At 67.7% G+C, this 13,701-nt stretch carries 16 protein-coding genes; 9 read left to right on the top strand and 7 right to left on the bottom strand.

The features are described from left to right. Window positions 1-120: 120 nt before the first annotated feature. A complete protein-coding gene (locus GC106_RS27835; protein WP_173136667.1) occupies window positions 121-609 on the top strand; it encodes a DUF5994 family protein in 489 nt (162 codons plus the stop codon). Between the two features lie 94 nt (window positions 610-703). Next, complete coding sequence (locus GC106_RS27830; RefSeq protein WP_173136665.1) at window positions 704-1,087, top strand: HPF/RaiA family ribosome-associated protein; 384 nt, start codon at window positions 704-706, stop codon at window positions 1,085-1,087. A 55-nt stretch (window positions 1,088-1,142) separates the two neighbouring features. On the opposite strand, the gene GC106_RS27825 is transcribed toward GC106_RS27830, so the two are convergent. From GC106_RS27825 to GC106_RS27815, 3 genes are all read right to left on the bottom strand, one after another. Beyond that, window positions 1,143-1,742 carry a DUF5994 family protein gene (locus GC106_RS27825; protein ID WP_173136663.1) on the bottom strand — a complete coding sequence of 200 codons (600 nt, stop codon included), beginning with the start codon at window positions 1,740-1,742 and terminating at the stop codon, window positions 1,143-1,145. A gap of 384 nt (window positions 1,743-2,126) precedes the next feature. After that, a complete protein-coding gene (locus GC106_RS27820) occupies window positions 2,127-3,173 on the bottom strand; it encodes a fatty acid desaturase family protein (protein ID WP_173136661.1) in 1,047 nt (348 codons plus the stop codon). Window positions 3,174-3,416: 243 nt separating this feature from the next. Further along, window positions 3,417-3,743 (bottom strand): hypothetical protein, encoded by a 327-nt coding sequence (locus tag GC106_RS27815; RefSeq protein ID WP_173136659.1) that lies wholly within the window; start codon window positions 3,741-3,743, stop codon window positions 3,417-3,419. A 431-nt stretch (window positions 3,744-4,174) separates the two neighbouring features. Here GC106_RS27815 and GC106_RS27810 point away from each other — a divergent pair, with 431 nt between their 5' ends. The 5 genes from GC106_RS27810 to GC106_RS27795 all read left to right on the top strand — a co-directional run bounded on the left by GC106_RS27810 (window position 4,175) and on the right by GC106_RS27795 (window position 7,919). After that, window positions 4,175-5,302, top strand: coding sequence for an AI-2E family transporter (locus GC106_RS27810; protein ID WP_173136657.1), 1,128 nt, complete (start codon window positions 4,175-4,177; stop codon window positions 5,300-5,302). A 225-nt stretch (window positions 5,303-5,527) separates the two neighbouring features. After that, window positions 5,528-5,962: a hypothetical protein gene (locus GC106_RS27805; RefSeq protein ID WP_173136655.1), complete on the top strand. Its 435-nt coding sequence runs from the start codon at window positions 5,528-5,530 to the stop codon at window positions 5,960-5,962. A gap of 333 nt (window positions 5,963-6,295) precedes the next feature. Beyond that, entirely contained in the window at window positions 6,296-6,475 is a 180-nt protein-coding gene (locus GC106_RS47100) for an RGCVC family protein (protein WP_217281034.1), read from the top strand. Further along, on the top strand, window positions 6,475-6,633 hold the full coding sequence (locus GC106_RS27800) for a DUF6307 family protein (RefSeq protein WP_173136653.1): 159 nt from the start codon (window positions 6,475-6,477) through the stop codon (window positions 6,631-6,633). The genes GC106_RS47100 and GC106_RS27800 overlap by 1 nt, the downstream gene beginning before the upstream one ends. A gap of 110 nt (window positions 6,634-6,743) precedes the next feature. Then, complete coding sequence (locus GC106_RS27795; RefSeq protein WP_173136651.1) at window positions 6,744-7,919, top strand: ATP-grasp domain-containing protein; 1,176 nt, start codon at window positions 6,744-6,746, stop codon at window positions 7,917-7,919. Window positions 7,920-8,144: 225 nt separating this feature from the next. Here the strand turns inward: GC106_RS27795 and GC106_RS27790 are convergent, their stop codons facing one another. After that, a complete protein-coding gene (locus tag GC106_RS27790) occupies window positions 8,145-8,456 on the bottom strand; it encodes a hypothetical protein (protein ID WP_173136649.1) in 312 nt (103 codons plus the stop codon). 20 nt (window positions 8,457-8,476) lie between these two features. Here GC106_RS27790 and GC106_RS27785 point away from each other — a divergent pair, with 20 nt between their 5' ends. Next, complete coding sequence (locus GC106_RS27785; protein WP_173136647.1) at window positions 8,477-9,226, top strand: metallophosphoesterase family protein; 750 nt, start codon at window positions 8,477-8,479, stop codon at window positions 9,224-9,226. A 13-nt stretch (window positions 9,227-9,239) separates the two neighbouring features. Here GC106_RS27785 and GC106_RS27780 read toward each other — a convergent pair whose 3' ends face one another. Beyond that, window positions 9,240-10,679: a carboxylesterase/lipase family protein gene (locus GC106_RS27780; RefSeq protein ID WP_173136645.1), complete on the bottom strand. Its 1,440-nt coding sequence runs from the start codon at window positions 10,677-10,679 to the stop codon at window positions 9,240-9,242. A 25-nt stretch (window positions 10,680-10,704) separates the two neighbouring features. After that, complete coding sequence (locus tag GC106_RS27775) at window positions 10,705-11,622, bottom strand: MBL fold metallo-hydrolase (RefSeq protein ID WP_173136643.1); 918 nt, start codon at window positions 11,620-11,622, stop codon at window positions 10,705-10,707. Window positions 11,623-11,758: 136 nt separating this feature from the next. Here GC106_RS27775 and GC106_RS27770 point away from each other — a divergent pair, with 136 nt between their 5' ends. Continuing rightward, window positions 11,759-12,649 carry a helix-turn-helix transcriptional regulator gene (locus tag GC106_RS27770; RefSeq protein ID WP_173136641.1) on the top strand — a complete coding sequence of 297 codons (891 nt, stop codon included), beginning with the start codon at window positions 11,759-11,761 and terminating at the stop codon, window positions 12,647-12,649. Here GC106_RS27770 and GC106_RS27765 read toward each other — a convergent pair. Then, complete coding sequence (locus tag GC106_RS27765; RefSeq protein ID WP_173136640.1) at window positions 12,646-13,614, bottom strand: hypothetical protein; 969 nt, start codon at window positions 13,612-13,614, stop codon at window positions 12,646-12,648. The genes GC106_RS27770 and GC106_RS27765 overlap by 4 nt on opposite strands. Window positions 13,615-13,701 lie beyond the last annotated feature (87 nt).

Below are 13,701 nucleotides of genomic sequence, written 5' to 3'. Positions count from 1 at the left end.
GCCCCCGTCTCGGCGTATACTGAACTGTACCGAGGGTATGTCGAGTGCCGGCAGTCAAGCCGGGGCCACCTTGGGTGGACAAAACCGGTCGGCGATTCCGGCCAGAGGCGGAGCACCGAGATGGCCTCGGACCTGCTCGTCACCAGCGCTGACGTGCCCCTCCAGCACCCAGGACGCGAACTGCGATTGAAGATCAAACCGAGCTCCGCGGCCCGCGGGCCCCTCGACGGGGGCTGGTGGCCGTGGTCGACCGACCCGGCAGCCGAATTCCCCGCGCTGATCATGGCGTTGAGCTCATGGGTCGGACCAGCCCGTCATTTCGCCTACCATCCCCACGACTGGGACCCGGCTGAAAAGACGCTGACGGTCGAGGGCTGGACGGTCCACTTGGAAGCCCTGCACACCATGCGACCGAACACCGTGGCACTGACCGGCCTGAACCTGAAACAGATCCGCGTGTTGCTGGTTCCCCCGGCCACACCCGGTGGTGTGGCCCGTGCGGTGTTGAGGTCGGCGTCAGGTGTGGACACGACCGCCACCGTTGAGGACATCCTTGCCAGCAACGGCGTTTCGCTCGGCGGACGACCGGCCACCGCGCCGAACGTGTGACAGCACAGCCAGTGGCAAGGCAACGGCCAGGTCCACCGGCGCAAGGGATGCCCAGCCCGCACCAAGCGAAGGCGACACAGGGAAGGCGCAGTACATGACCGGAATTCCGGAAGATGCACCGATGATCGGACAGCGACTCCACCTTGCCGCTGGATTCCATGTGTCCGAACGCGACTGGATCATCCAACGCCTGGCCGCGCTGGAGCCGAGGCTGCGGTCCTTCCGCGACGAACAGGTCGACCTGGAAATCAGTCTGAAGGATCGCGACGGTGTGGGCCAGCGGGTCACGCTGGAATGCTGGATCCGCCGCAATACCCGGCTACACCTGGTGTCCACGTCCTCGGCGCCGGAACTGGCGGTGGCGCTCAACGAAGTCCGCAACGGCCTGATCCGTCAGATCGACGATGCCAAGACCCGCACCGAACCGCGCAACAACCGCGCACTACGCCACCCCCACACAGCACCGAACGCCGAGTAATCGGACCAGCGTGGGGTTCCGTGGCTCCCGCGCGAAGCGCCGAGTCGCCCGTGGCTCATCGTCTGGCGTCGCCAGAAGATGAGCCACGGGGAACAGGGACAGCGCCGTCCGGAGCGCAGCAGCCGATGTCGTCGCTCGCGAGCAGAATGCGTTCCGCTCCATCGCGAACAGCGGGGTCCGCGGCACTGTGCAGCGCGGACTGTGCGGCGTCCTCACCGGCGCCGGGCGGGACGACCAGCAAGGTCGCCCGCTGCCAGCCCTCTCCCGACACGAGAACCGTACGCGGATCGAGCGAACGGATGCCCTCAAGGCGAACCATTTCACCGTCGATGACGATGCGCCGGGGCGCGTCACCCCAGGCGTCCATGTTGTAGTCCACCCTGCTGACCGGGCCCACCCGGTCGGTCACACCCGCGATCATCGCGGGAAACTCCGCCATCGGATCCATCGACCGGGGCCACCAGCCACCGTCGATCACATCTGTGACAGCGGAGGGCGGCTTCAACGTCAGCCGCAATGGCACGCGTCCACTCGGTGCGGGCACGGCTGCACGTCGCTCCCCATGAGGCTTCATGTCGAACTCCCGTCCGGCCGATTCGTCGGTCGGCACACCGCTTCTTACGACCGGTCCCGCGATCAGGACCACGCGCGTCATCGGCTGACCCGACCGGGCACCTTCGGCACTTGCCGAGGTAGCTCAATGGCCAGTGTGTGGCCGAAGGGTCTGGCGATGCGCGTGCGGCCCCGGCATCGTGCCGAACTCCCGTCACCGACCTCGAGCACCGGGCGGCGTGGGCGTCGCCGAAAACGATGCGAGCTTGACCACCCGCATACGAAAGCTTCCGACACTTCTGACAGTACACCTCGTGGACCATGATCGGTCAGTTCACAGCGGACTTTCGGTGCGGGATCGCGAGACGCCGCCAGGCGCGTCATTCGCGCCAGGCGTGCGGTCCGGGTGTGCATGACTGAACAGGTCTTGTACGGTCATGTTCCCGGATTCGGCTGTGATGATGACACGATCCATTCAGTACATCCGTCAGATGTTGTTCGCCACCGCGTCAGGGCGGCGAAGTGCCGCGCCGGCGTCATGCAGGTGCCGCAGGACCTGGGCGTAGGACGCGAAGAGGCCACTTTGCCGGTAGGAAATGCCGTGCCTGGCACAGAATGCCTGCACGACAGGTTGCGCCCGGCGCAGGTTGACCCGGGGCATGTGCGGGAAAAGGTGGTGTTCGATCTGGTAGTTCAGGCCGCCGAGCAGAACGTCCACCCACCGTCCACCGGAGATGTTGCGAGAGGTCAGCACCTGCTTGCGCAGGTGGTCCAGTTTTTGCTCCTTGGTCAGGATCGGCATGCCCTTGTGGTTCGGCGCGAAACAGCATCCGAGGTAGACGCCCATGATGCCTTGGTGCACCGCTATGAACAGCACAGCCTGAAGCGGGGACAGCACCAGGAACAGCGCGACAAGATAACCCGCGAGCGGAACAGTCAGCAGCACGGCTTCCAGCACAGGACGCTTGACCTCACGGCGGAAAACGGCCTGGACACCCGCGATGCGCAGGATCACCGCCTCGAGCGTCAACAGCGGGAAGAACAGGAACGCCTGGTACTTCGTGATCAGGCGGTACAGGCCCTGTTTGGCGCGGGACTGCTCCCGGCTGAACGCCAGCGCGGGAATGTCGATATCCGGATCGTGGTCCTCGTGGTTGGGGTTCGCGTGGTGCTGGTTGTGTTTGGTCACCCACCACTGGAAGCTGATCCCGGTGACCGCGCCGTGAAGGTAGCCGACGACGTTGTTCTTCCGGCGGGACCGGAAGATCTGGCGGTGTCCGGCGTCGTGACCGATGAACGCGAACTGGGTGAACACCACCGCGAGGAACCCCGCGGTCAGCAACTGCCACCACGAGTCGCCCAACAGCACGAACGCGAGACCTCCGGCCGCGAGCAGCAGCACATTGATCGCCATTCGCAGTATGTAGTAGCCACGCCGCCTGTCCAGCAGGCCGGCGTGGCTTATTTCTCTCGCCAGGAGCGCGAAGTCACTGCCGCGCCCGGCATCCGAGGGCTGGATCTCGGTTGTGGTCATGATGAGTGTCGCCTTCCAGGAAATGAGGATGCCGATGACCTTCGTCAGCGGGACCCAGAGGTGAAGCCCGGCGATGAGCTGGGATCTGAAGCCGGTTCTCCGGCCGGCACGCACAAGAGAGCAGTGCCCGCACCATCGCTTCCACAGGCAAGGGCGAACTCGACCATCCACCAGGACAACGTCGACGATCCCAGGTTCGTTCCCCAGCGACGCCCAGTGCGCACCGGACCCTCGCGCCTGTGATCAGGCCGGGGGCCGGTGTGGGGGGAGTTGTGCCAGGACTGGCCCGTCGACGGCAGCGCCAGTGGCCGGAAGTTCGCGGGTGAGGTACCGGTGAGACCCGATCGTCACACCCTGGCTGGTCAACGTGGAAAAGAACACGGCAAGGACCATGCCGGTCCAGGCCAGGCCCCAGACCCAGGCCAGCGGGACCGCCGCGGCCAGGGCCACCGCTGGAACAAGGGCGAACAGCTTGACCGGGGACAGCCCGGCCTGGGACTTCTCACCGGCCGGCGTCGACTGAGGCGACGTGTCCGCGCTGGAAGATTGTTGGAAGACTGTCGTACTCACGCGTTTCTACCTCCGGAAAGGGCAACTGTGGCTCCGTCGCCGAGGCCCGGGGCGATCGGTGCGGAATCGGGCACCAGTCTGGCCCAGGACGAGTCGCCGACAGGTGGCGCGCAGTCCATTCAGGAACCACAGATCCTCACATAGTGCCGGGTACCCAGGCGGCGCCGCCGAAAACGCGCGACCTTGTCACTTCAGGCAGCACAGTGTTCAGGTGGAGATCCGGCACGACGGCTGCCGGCGGGAGACGGCTGATCGATACGGGTGACCCGGGCTGTGGTCATGAGGTGGTCGGTGATGGACGCGGCCGTGCGCACTCGTGATGAGCTCAGTGGGCCAATCAGGTCTAGTATCGGTATACATCTTGTGTTGGACCGCTCCGGATCCTGGCGACATGTGTGCACCCGCCATACGACAGGTCGAGAGGAACCACAGTGGACACTCCGGACACCACACCGCCGTACGTCGGCTCCGAACATCCGGCCGTGCCGGGAGCGTTGCAGATCAGTGCCGCACTGGGCTGGCGGTTGCTGGTGGTCGCCGCGACGCTGGCCGTGATCGGTTTTGTCGTCGGCTACCTCGCGGCGGTGGTCGTTCCGGTGGCGATCGCCCTGTTGCTGGCCGCGTTGCTGGCGCCGGCCGTCGGGTACCTGGTCAAGCGCAAGGTACCCCGCTGGCTGGCGGCCGCTCTGGTCCTCGTCGGCGGCCTGGCGGTACTCGGCGGGTTGCTCACATTCGTGATCATCACCTTCGTCAACGGCCTGCCTGCGCTGCAAATCCAGCTCTCGCGCAGCATCGACGCCATCGGCAACTGGCTGACCACCGGCCCGCTGCACCTGAGCGACGAGCAAGTGCGAACGTTCTTCGACAACCTCGTGACCACTTTGACCAGCACCCAGACCGGCATCACGGCCGGCGCGCTGACCACAGCCACGACCATCGGCGAAATCCTCGCCCAGATGCTGCTGATTCTATTCGTGCTGATCTTCCTGCTCTACGACGGCCACGGCATCTGGCAGTTCCTGCTGCGCGCCGCCCCGCACCGGATACGCAACCGGGTGGACGTCGCAGGCCGTCGCAGCCTGTCCGCTCTGGTCAGCTACGTGCGCGCGACAATCGCAGTGGCCACAGTGGACGCGGTCGGCGCCGGGATCGGGTTGGTCGTCCTCGGCGTCCCGCTCGCGATTCCCCTGGCTGCATTGGTTTTCCTCGGCGCGTTCATCCCGATCATCGGTGGCGTCGTCGCCGGTGGGATCGCCGTACTGATCGCCCTGGTCGCCAACGGACCGGTATCGGCACTGGTGCTCCTGGGCATCGTCATCGGCGTCCAGCAACTGGAAGCCCATGTCCTGCAACCACTGTTGCTTGGCCGAGCCGTCAACCTCCACCCGCTCGCCGTGGTGCTCGCCATCGCGGTCGGACTGGTCGCGGCCGGCATCCCCGGGGCACTGCTCGCCGTCCCGCTGCTGGCCGTACTCAACTCAGGCATCCGCTCCCTACGAGGCAGCGAAGACGAACGCACCACCCCCACCGACGTTCACCCGTCCAGTCTGAAGACCTGACCGGCCACCCGCCACACCGCCCCGAGCCGGACACTGAGCGCCTCGGTCAAAGCAGGCAGTTCCGCGCGCGAAATGCTCTCGACGACTCCACGTTACGCCATCTGCGGCCGCACCGCGCGATTCCTGAAGACGATCATGTCGTGAAATTGAGCAATCGGCACACATGGTGGCAGGATCAAGGCTGTCGTCGAGCCGGCATGGCCGACCCACGGAAGGAAGCCCATGATGGGTATCCGTTACACCGGTCCTTACGCGGAGCAGGTCGCGGAGCACGAGGGCCAGGCCGCGCGCAAGCTCACTGACGGCACGGTCAGCACGGTGTGGACCGAGGAGACCAGCACACTGGACGCCTTCGTCGCTTCCTGTTCGTGCGGATGGCGCGCGACCGCGGAACATCCAGCCACGGAAGCGGGCAAGGAAGCGGCAGAGGCGCAGTGGAACACCGAGCACCTGAGCCCGCTGATCGAGGCCGCCCGTGCCGGTTGGGAGAGCTGGCCGGACGACCTGGCCGGCTTGGCACGGTACGCGCGGGACCGGATACTGGCCCAGGACGCCGCCGAGGCACTGCGAATCCTCGATCAGATGGTCGCCGACGTCGACTACCGGCGTCGCACCGTGGCCCTGCTGTCGGGGCAGCGGGAGCGCGAAGCGCAGAAGTAGCGGCCGCTGGCTGCGGAGACCACGCCGCTGGTGGGGTTGTCGGCAGGTGGGCGTACCATGGTCACATCGAGAGCATTTCGTGCGCCGGCAGTCGGGCAGGCGCCGTCCTCGATATATCCCCATCGGGTCGCGAGACGGCCGGGACGGAGCACTGACTCATGTCAGTCTCATCCATGAGCTGAGAGACGACGCCCGGCCCCAGCTCCAGTCCCTGGCGGGCGGCGAAGCCTGGTTGTCACGTGCGCGTCCCGCTCGGACACTGCTTCCACGGTTTGGGAGAACCGTCGCCGCGATGGCGTTCGCCCGGCGAACGCCCGAACACAGGACTCGACCATGACATCATCACTGCCCACGACGAAGCAGGACATCGAAGACCAAGGTGACGCGATCTGCGCCACATGTCCGCACCCCTGGCGAACGCACGACCGGATCGCGATGCGCTACTGCGCCGCGACCACTCGATCATCCGACGCAGACAGCCGCGGTTGCGTCTGCACGACCAAGGAGACCTGATGACCACCGCTGTCAAGTACACGTCCCTTTATGACCAACGCGTCAACCTGGTCAAGGACACACTCACAAAACATTCGAAGCTCGACGAGAAGAACTCGCTCGAACTCGCGGAGCGCATACTGGACGCTCTGGACCACATACCGGAGAAAGTCCGCTGAGCACAGCAGGTCCGCACGTCCTCCGATCCCCTCCACTCCACAGGAGATCTTCCATCAGCGTTCCCGTCGTCCTACCGCCTGCTGTCAGCGCTCCCCGTTCGCTCACCGACGTGTACGGCCCGGGCATCGCCGTCTGCGCGCGGCCCGAACTGCCCGGCACCGAACCGGCGGGCAGACACCGGCACACCCGCGACGTGGTCTCCGCACGACCGATCGCCGTCGCGGCCGACACACCGGTGATCTGCAGCTCCGGTGGCACAGACCCGGACTTGCTGGCACATATCCGTGACAGCGGTCTTCCGGTCGGCACAGACCTGCGCGAGTTCCGAAGCGAAGCGGAATTCGCCTGCCGCGTCACCGAAGCGATATCCGATGGCCTGCTCATGTCGATGGAGTATCCACAGCCGACCGCGTTGTGCCCGGAGGAACGCTCGCTCAAAAGCGCGCACCTCGTCGGTCACTTGAACAACAAGGCCAGCATCACCACGTTGGTCGACCCACGCTTCCAAGCCGGCCGCAGCACCGTGACACGCGAGCAACTTGCCGCGGCGGCACCGGCCGAGAAGTCCTGGGTGCTCAAGGCCGCGACCGACGACGCGCACGGCGGCAGCCTCGACGTGTACCTGCACCGCGCCATGGAGAACATCGCGCTGCCCGAGTTCACCGATGTCCTCGACGAGTTCGTCGTCGAGGAGTACTTGCAGATCCACGACAACTGGGGACTGCAGTTCTACGTGGGAACGGACGCACGAGCCCGGCTGCTGGCCGTGTCCGAACAACGCGTCGACGTGACCGGCGTCTACACAGGTGGCAGATTCGGCGCGGTGACCGATCCGCCGGCGGAACTACTCGCCGAATGCCTGGCCACCGCTCAGCGCGCCGCCGACCTCGGCTACCGCGGCCTGTGCAGCCTCGACTGCGTCCGAACCCAGGACGGCAGGCTGGCCGTGCTCGATCTGAACTTCCGGATCACCAGCGGCTCGATCCCGTTGCTGGCGCTGCGGTCCATCCGGCCCGACACCCTCGATCAGCCCGCCGAATCGGTGAAACTGACGGTGTCCGGGCCGCTCACCGACCTGCTCGGCCACGTGCGTCCGGCGCTGGCCGGCCACGGTCTGCTCGTCGTCGCGGGTCACGACACCGCACGCACGGACAATCCAGTCCGGCAGAGTGCATTGCAACTGCTGGTGTTCGGCGACGATCCCGCGGAGGTGACCGCTCGGCGACGAGCGCTGGAAGCGAAAACCGCCGGCAAGGCCAGGCTTGGCTTCAGCGTTTCGGCCTGACGGATCCGGCCACCGGCCGCACGGACCCGCCCTGCCGTACCACCGGACCCCCGTCGATTCGGATCGTGCGGCTGAGCGGGAACAAAAGCAGGGCCGCCGCAGTTGAACAAGTCGTAGTTCGCATACTTGGCCTTGAGTCCGTGTCCCGCCGCTGCTCGATGCAGCCGCGACCGGCCACAAAGGCACTCACTCCTACTCGTCCTGAAGGGACAAATCATCAGCACTTCAGCCACAGCCGGCACCGTTCTCACGCCGGATCTGTTCAGTCACCCCTACACCTACAACCCGCGAGAGACGGACTATCCGATCGTTGACCACCGCATCTCGCGCGAAGGTCTCTTCCGTGACCCGTTCGACCACGCCACGCCAGCAACAGCGCACCACTAGAAAGCGCTGACCGATCTTGACGACGTCGTCGGCCGTCTCGCCCGCACCATCGCCGCACTGCCCGATGGCGTGATCGCCGCGGCCAGACCCGCGACGGCGAACGTGATTTGAAGGGCCTGCTTCGCAGGCTTGCCGGCTGATCGTTGGCACGGCATGTACTGTACGAATGCATGCTGACCCGAGTAGCCGTGCTGTCGGACATCCACGGAGTCGTCCCGGCGCTGACCGCGGTCCTGGCCGAGCCTGATCTGCGGGACGCCGAGAAGATCGTGCTGACCGGCGACATGACGGCAGGACCGCAACCCGGTGTGGCACTGGACATGCTGCTCGAACTCGGCGACAAGGTCGCATGGTTGGGCGGCAACGCCGACCGGGAGATCGTCGAGTTCCGCCGGGGCAGGCGCGACACCATCCCGGACGAGATCGCGCCGTGGGCCGCCGAGCAGCTCACCGACGAACACATCGACTTCCTCGCGACACTCCCCCGGACCCTGACGTTCCCCGTCGAGCGCCTCGGCGATGTGCTGTTCTGCCATGCCACTCCGCGCGACGACGACGAGATCGTGCTCGTCGACTCCACTCTGGACCGGTGGGCCGAGGTGCTCGACGGGGTCGAACCGGACACCGTCGTCTGCGGCAACACGCACATGCCGTTTGTCCGGCTGGCCAACGGAAAACTCGTCATCAACCCCGGCAGCGTGGGCATGCCGTACGGACGGGCGGGCGCGCACTGGGCACTGCTCGGGCCAGGAGTCGACCTGCGCCGCACCATGTTCGATGTGGACAAGGCGATCGAGGCCGTCAAGAGCTGCGGCTACCCCGGCATCGACGAGTGGAGCGACTACTTCCTGCGCGCCCGCGCCACCGACGCCGAGGCGATCGGCGCGTTCGGCCCGAAGGACGGCCGTCGGACACCGTAGGATTTCGCGAAAGTCACGCTACAACCAGCTCAGCTTCCGGTCGTTGCGGGTCGTACGCGGCCCAGCCCGGATTCCCGGTGGTGGCGAACGAGACCCAGGCGTTGTGTACCCGGGTCGCGAGGCCGCGTGGGGCGGGGTCGGGGCCGAGCAGTCCTGTGTCGCCGTGCAGCCACGGCTTGTCGGCGATGTCGAACACGAAGGGCAGTTCGACGGTGTGGGTGGCGCCGAGCCGTCCGTTCAGGGCCGTCGAGCGATACCCGAACGAGTAGACGTGTGTACGGCCGCCCGAAATCTGTGCGTGGGCTTGCGCCATGCGGGCTGTACCGGCCCCGAACAGGGCCTCCCCCAGCACCGCGGAGCGTAGCTCGCCCGGTGTCGCGTTCGGCCGTGCCGCGCGGTGTGCGGCGACCTTGGTCTCCGGGTCCGCGTACAGCCTGGCGGCGGCGGCGAGCACGTCCGCCGTCGTGGAGGATTCCAGGTTGCCCTGCGGCACAAGGTAAAGGTGTCCCTCCTCGGTGTTGGTGCCGATCAGCAGGTCGACGTCGCGGGCCGGACCGTTGGGCAGACCGTCGGCGGGCTGGACCGCGAGGACCAGGCTGAACGGGCTGAGGCCGGCCAGCGGGTCCATGGCGGTGCTGGTGCGCAGGTCGAGTCCGGCCAGTGCGGGCAGGATCTCCAGGAAGCGCTCGTCCGGGATCGCGGCGAACGCTTCGGCGGCCGGTTCGACGCCCAGCGCGGCAGCCGCCGCGGCGGTGACCCGTTGCGCCTGTTCCGGGGTGAACGCTCCGGTGCCGCTGCCGCTCTGGATGATCGCCCGCCGGAACAGGCCTTGGGCGTCCGGCGTCGCGAGGAGCGCTCCGACGAGTGTGGCGCCCGCGGACTGGCCGAAGATCGTGACGTTGTCCGGGTCGCCGCCGAACGCTGCGATGGTGGCGCGCACCCAGCCGAGCGCGGCGAGCACGTCGAGCAGCCCGCGGTTGGCCGGAGCGCCCGTCAGGTCGAGGAAACCGGGAATGCCGAGGCGGTAGTTCACCGTCACGAGCACGATGCCGTCGCGGGCGAACGCGCTGCCGTCGTAGAGCGCGGCGCGGGTCGAGCCGGTGACGAAGCCGCCGCCGTGCACGAAGACCATGACGGGGCGCTTGCCGCTGTCGGCGGCAGGCGTGCGGACGTCGACGGTCAGGTACTCCTCGCCCCGGACCCAGCCCGGCCCGAAGTAGGGGGTCATGTCGAGCGTTCCGAAGTCGCGGACCGGTTGGGGCGCCGTGGGCGAGGGTCGTGTGCCGTCGCGGACGCCGGACCAGCCCGGGTGTGGCGCGGGCGGGGCGAAACGGCGTGCGCCGACCGGTGCTGCCGCGTAGGGGATGGCACGGTAGAACTCGCCGGAGTCGTCGCGGACGCCGCGCACGGCGCCCGCCGGGGTGTGGACGACCGGATCTGTGTACTGGGTCACGGGAAACGCTTCCTTTCCGGGAATGTCAGGAGATGCGGGAGAACGCCGCCCACTCCTTGATCGCGAACTTCGACCCGTCGCGCTCGACCTGCGCGGCGCCCTGGCCGCCGAAGTGCGCGGGGAAGACGAGCGCGTTGTTCTCGGCGGCGTGGCCGAGCAGCTTGTGCCGGGTGGCCCGGGACTCGGCCGGGGCCTCGCAGAAGCAGGAGTTGGTGTCCGGCTCCACGATCTGCAGCGCGGTGTGCACCAGGTCCCCGACGAACAGGGCCCGGTCGCCGCCGGACTCCAGGACGAGCACGGACGAACCCGGGGTGTGCCCGGGAGCGAGATCGAGCCGCAGGTTCTTGTCGATCCGGTACGACCCCTCCCACAGGTGGGTCAGGCCGGCCTGGTGGACCGGCGTCACGCTGTCCTCGAAGACGTTCTGGTTGCCGCGGCCCAGCACGGACTTGTGCTCGTTGGCCGGGTCCCAGAACTCGAAGTCCCGCCGCGCGATCAGGTACGTGGCGTTCGGGAAGGTCGGCACCCAGGTACGGCCGTCGAGCCGGGTGTTCCAGCCGACGTGGTCGACGTGCAGGTGCGTGTTGACCACGATGTCGACGTCCTCGGGCCGCACCCCGGCGGCGGCGAGGTTGTCGAGGTAGCTCGTGTCCAGACGGCTCCACACCGGCGAGTACGGCCGGTCCTTGTGGTTGCCCACGCCGGTGTCGACGAGGATCGTGCGTCCCTCGCTGCGCAGCAGCCAGGACTGGATCGCCGAGTGGCACTCGTCGGTCTCGGGATTCCAGAAGTCGGGCGCCAGCCAGCCGCGGTGCTCGTCCCACGAGCCGTCGGGGCTGTCCGGGAAGAACTCGCCCGGGGTCATCTCGACCGAGCCGGAGAACTCCTTGACGCGGGTGACGGTGACGTCGCCCAGGATGATCTGCTCGGGGTTCTGCTCCATGTGGTCCGTCCTCGGTTCGGGGCATGTGGCCGAATGAGACCGAGCCTGGGCACGTAAGCGCGCACGAACCACTCCCGCGTTGTCGTACCCCTCTCAGGGTGTGGCTGGGATCGGCCGTGCCCTGGACACTGGGGGCATGGACGGATCTGGCCCACTCGGCGATTTCCTGCAGGCCAGACGGGCGCTGCTGCGGCCGGAGGACGTGGGGCTGCGCGACCTCGGGCCCCGCAGGCGGGTGGCCGGGCTCCGGCGCGAGGAACTGGCCCAACTGGCGGGCGTCAGCGTTTCGTACTACACGAGGCTGGAGCAGGGCTTGTCCCGCGGGGCTTCGGCCGAGGTGCTCGACGCGATCGCCCGTGCCCTGCTGCTCGACGACCACGAGCGCGAGCACCTCAACCGGCTCGCCGCGGCCGCCCGCCGCACTCCCCGCGTGCGCCGCCCCCGGCCCGAGAAGCTCGCCGACGAGACGCGGGACCTGCTGCGCGCCGTGGACGGCGTCCCGGCGCTCGTGCTGGGCCGGCGTACGGACGTGCTGGCGTGGAACACGCTCGGGCATGCCCTGCTGGCCGGCCACCTGGACTTCCACAGCCCGGACGACCCGGCGCGGCGGCCGAACATCAGCCGGATGCTGTTCCTGGACCCACACTGCCGGGAGCTGTACACGGACTGGAAGCGCAAGGCCCGCGCGGTGGTCGGCAACCTGCGGATCACCGTCGGCAGGCACCCGCAGGACCCGCTGCTCGCGGAGCTGATCGGCGAACTGACGATGAAGAGCCCCGAGTTCGTCGCACTCTGGGGCGACCACCGCGTGGCACCGTGCGACGCCGCGTCCTACGACCTGCACCATCCTGTCGTCGGCGCGGTGACCGTGACACAGCAGACGCTGTCGATCGCCCGCTCACCGGAACAGGTGCTGATCGTGTGCACGACTCCCGCCAACTCCCCCTCCGAGGAGGCTCTCGCACTACTCCGGCAGGCGAGCGGCGCCCCGGAGAACCTCGGTGCTCCCATGCGGACACTCCGCTAGGTGCGGCGCTCAGTTTCTCGCGGTGCTGCGGGGAGCGCGCGGATCATGGTGTGGGCGAGCAGCAACCCGGACAAGGTCGCACACAGTGAGACCGTCACCAGGATCAGACTGATGCTGCCGTTGTTGCTGAGCGCGATGTGGGTGGGCCCGGCGGTGACGGCGACGCTGGTGCCGAGCCAGGCGAGCGTGAACGGACCCACCACGCGCCGGTCTCCTCGCCGCCGTAGCAAGGCGGGGACGGAGATGGCACCGGCCAGGACAAGCAGGCCGGTCGCGAGCAGGGCGGTCTTTTGGGCGACGGTCTCGAAGCCCGCCGGGCCGCCCCAATCCGGCGCGGTCACCGACCACGCGACCATTATCGCCGCGTATCCCGCCGCGATGGTGGCGGCGATCATCGTGCGTAGGCGATGACGTGATGCGGTGCCGGACAGGTGCGTCATGCGCATCCGGAACACCTCGGGCCAGCGTTCCCGGGCATGGCCGAGGAACGCGGCCAGCAGCCCGACCGCCTGCACCGCGAAGCCCCCGTAGACGAGGACGTACACCCAGCCAAGGAGCCCGTTGTCGGCCGGGACGGCGGATCCGCCCACGAACGCCTGGGCTGCCAGGCCCAGCGGCAGCCCGAGCGCGATCGGTGCCAGGAGCCCGCTGGCCAGCCAGATCGGTCCGGCCACCAGCCATGCCGGCAGCAGGCGGCCCCACGGGTAGGTCAACGCCAGCACCAGCGCGATCGCGAACAGCTCCATGCCCGCGGTCACCACATCGCCCACGAGATGCCGCACGTCCAACAGCTCCGCGGCCCCCTGCGCGTCGGCGGCACCGACGGAGTTCCCGAACAGCCAGAACACCTTGAGCACCAGGTAGGGCAGACAGGACGCGATCGTGACCCAGCAGATCACCGTTCGCACACGTCCGGGCGCGCCCGGACGTGTGGCGGCGGGAGTCGCTTCACGAACAGTGATCATGGCTGTGCTCTCTGGTCCGCTGGTGGGGTGATCTTGGCGATCATGGCAAGCGACAGCTTCCCCTCTCGGCCCTGAGACAACGCTGAG

Source organism: Kibdelosporangium persicum, from assembly GCF_013280595.1.
In the GTDB taxonomy this organism is placed as follows: Bacteria; Actinomycetota; Actinomycetes; order Mycobacteriales; family Pseudonocardiaceae; genus Kibdelosporangium; species Kibdelosporangium persicum.
The sequence above is the reverse complement of the archived record's forward strand: the minus strand, read 5'-3'. Positions and strand labels throughout refer to the sequence as shown.

What these genes read in the sequence shown, in the direction of transcription:
- GC106_RS27835 (WP_173136667.1), top strand. Translation starts at nt 121, where the DNA reads ATGGCCTCGGACCTGCTCGTCACCAGCGCTGACGTGCCCCTCCAGCAC.
- GC106_RS27830 (WP_173136665.1), top strand. Translation starts at nt 704, where the DNA reads ATGACCGGAATTCCGGAAGATGCACCGATGATCGGACAGCGACTCCAC.
- GC106_RS27825 (WP_173136663.1), bottom strand. Translation starts at nt 1,742, where the DNA reads ATGACGCGCGTGGTCCTGATCGCGGGACCGGTCGTAAGAAGCGGTGTG.
- GC106_RS27820 (WP_173136661.1), bottom strand. Translation starts at nt 3,173, where the DNA reads ATGACCACAACCGAGATCCAGCCCTCGGATGCCGGGCGCGGCAGTGAC.
- GC106_RS27805 (WP_173136655.1), top strand. Translation starts at nt 5,528, where the DNA reads ATGGGTATCCGTTACACCGGTCCTTACGCGGAGCAGGTCGCGGAGCAC.
- GC106_RS47100 (WP_217281034.1), top strand. Translation starts at nt 6,296, where the DNA reads ATGACATCATCACTGCCCACGACGAAGCAGGACATCGAAGACCAAGGT.
- GC106_RS27800 (WP_173136653.1), top strand. Translation starts at nt 6,475, where the DNA reads ATGACCACCGCTGTCAAGTACACGTCCCTTTATGACCAACGCGTCAAC.
- GC106_RS27785 (WP_173136647.1), top strand. Translation starts at nt 8,477, where the DNA reads ATGCTGACCCGAGTAGCCGTGCTGTCGGACATCCACGGAGTCGTCCCG.
- GC106_RS27775 (WP_173136643.1), bottom strand. Translation starts at nt 11,622, where the DNA reads ATGGAGCAGAACCCCGAGCAGATCATCCTGGGCGACGTCACCGTCACC.
- GC106_RS27770 (WP_173136641.1), top strand. Translation starts at nt 11,759, where the DNA reads ATGGACGGATCTGGCCCACTCGGCGATTTCCTGCAGGCCAGACGGGCG.
- GC106_RS27765 (WP_173136640.1), bottom strand. Translation starts at nt 13,614, where the DNA reads ATGATCACTGTTCGTGAAGCGACTCCCGCCGCCACACGTCCGGGCGCG.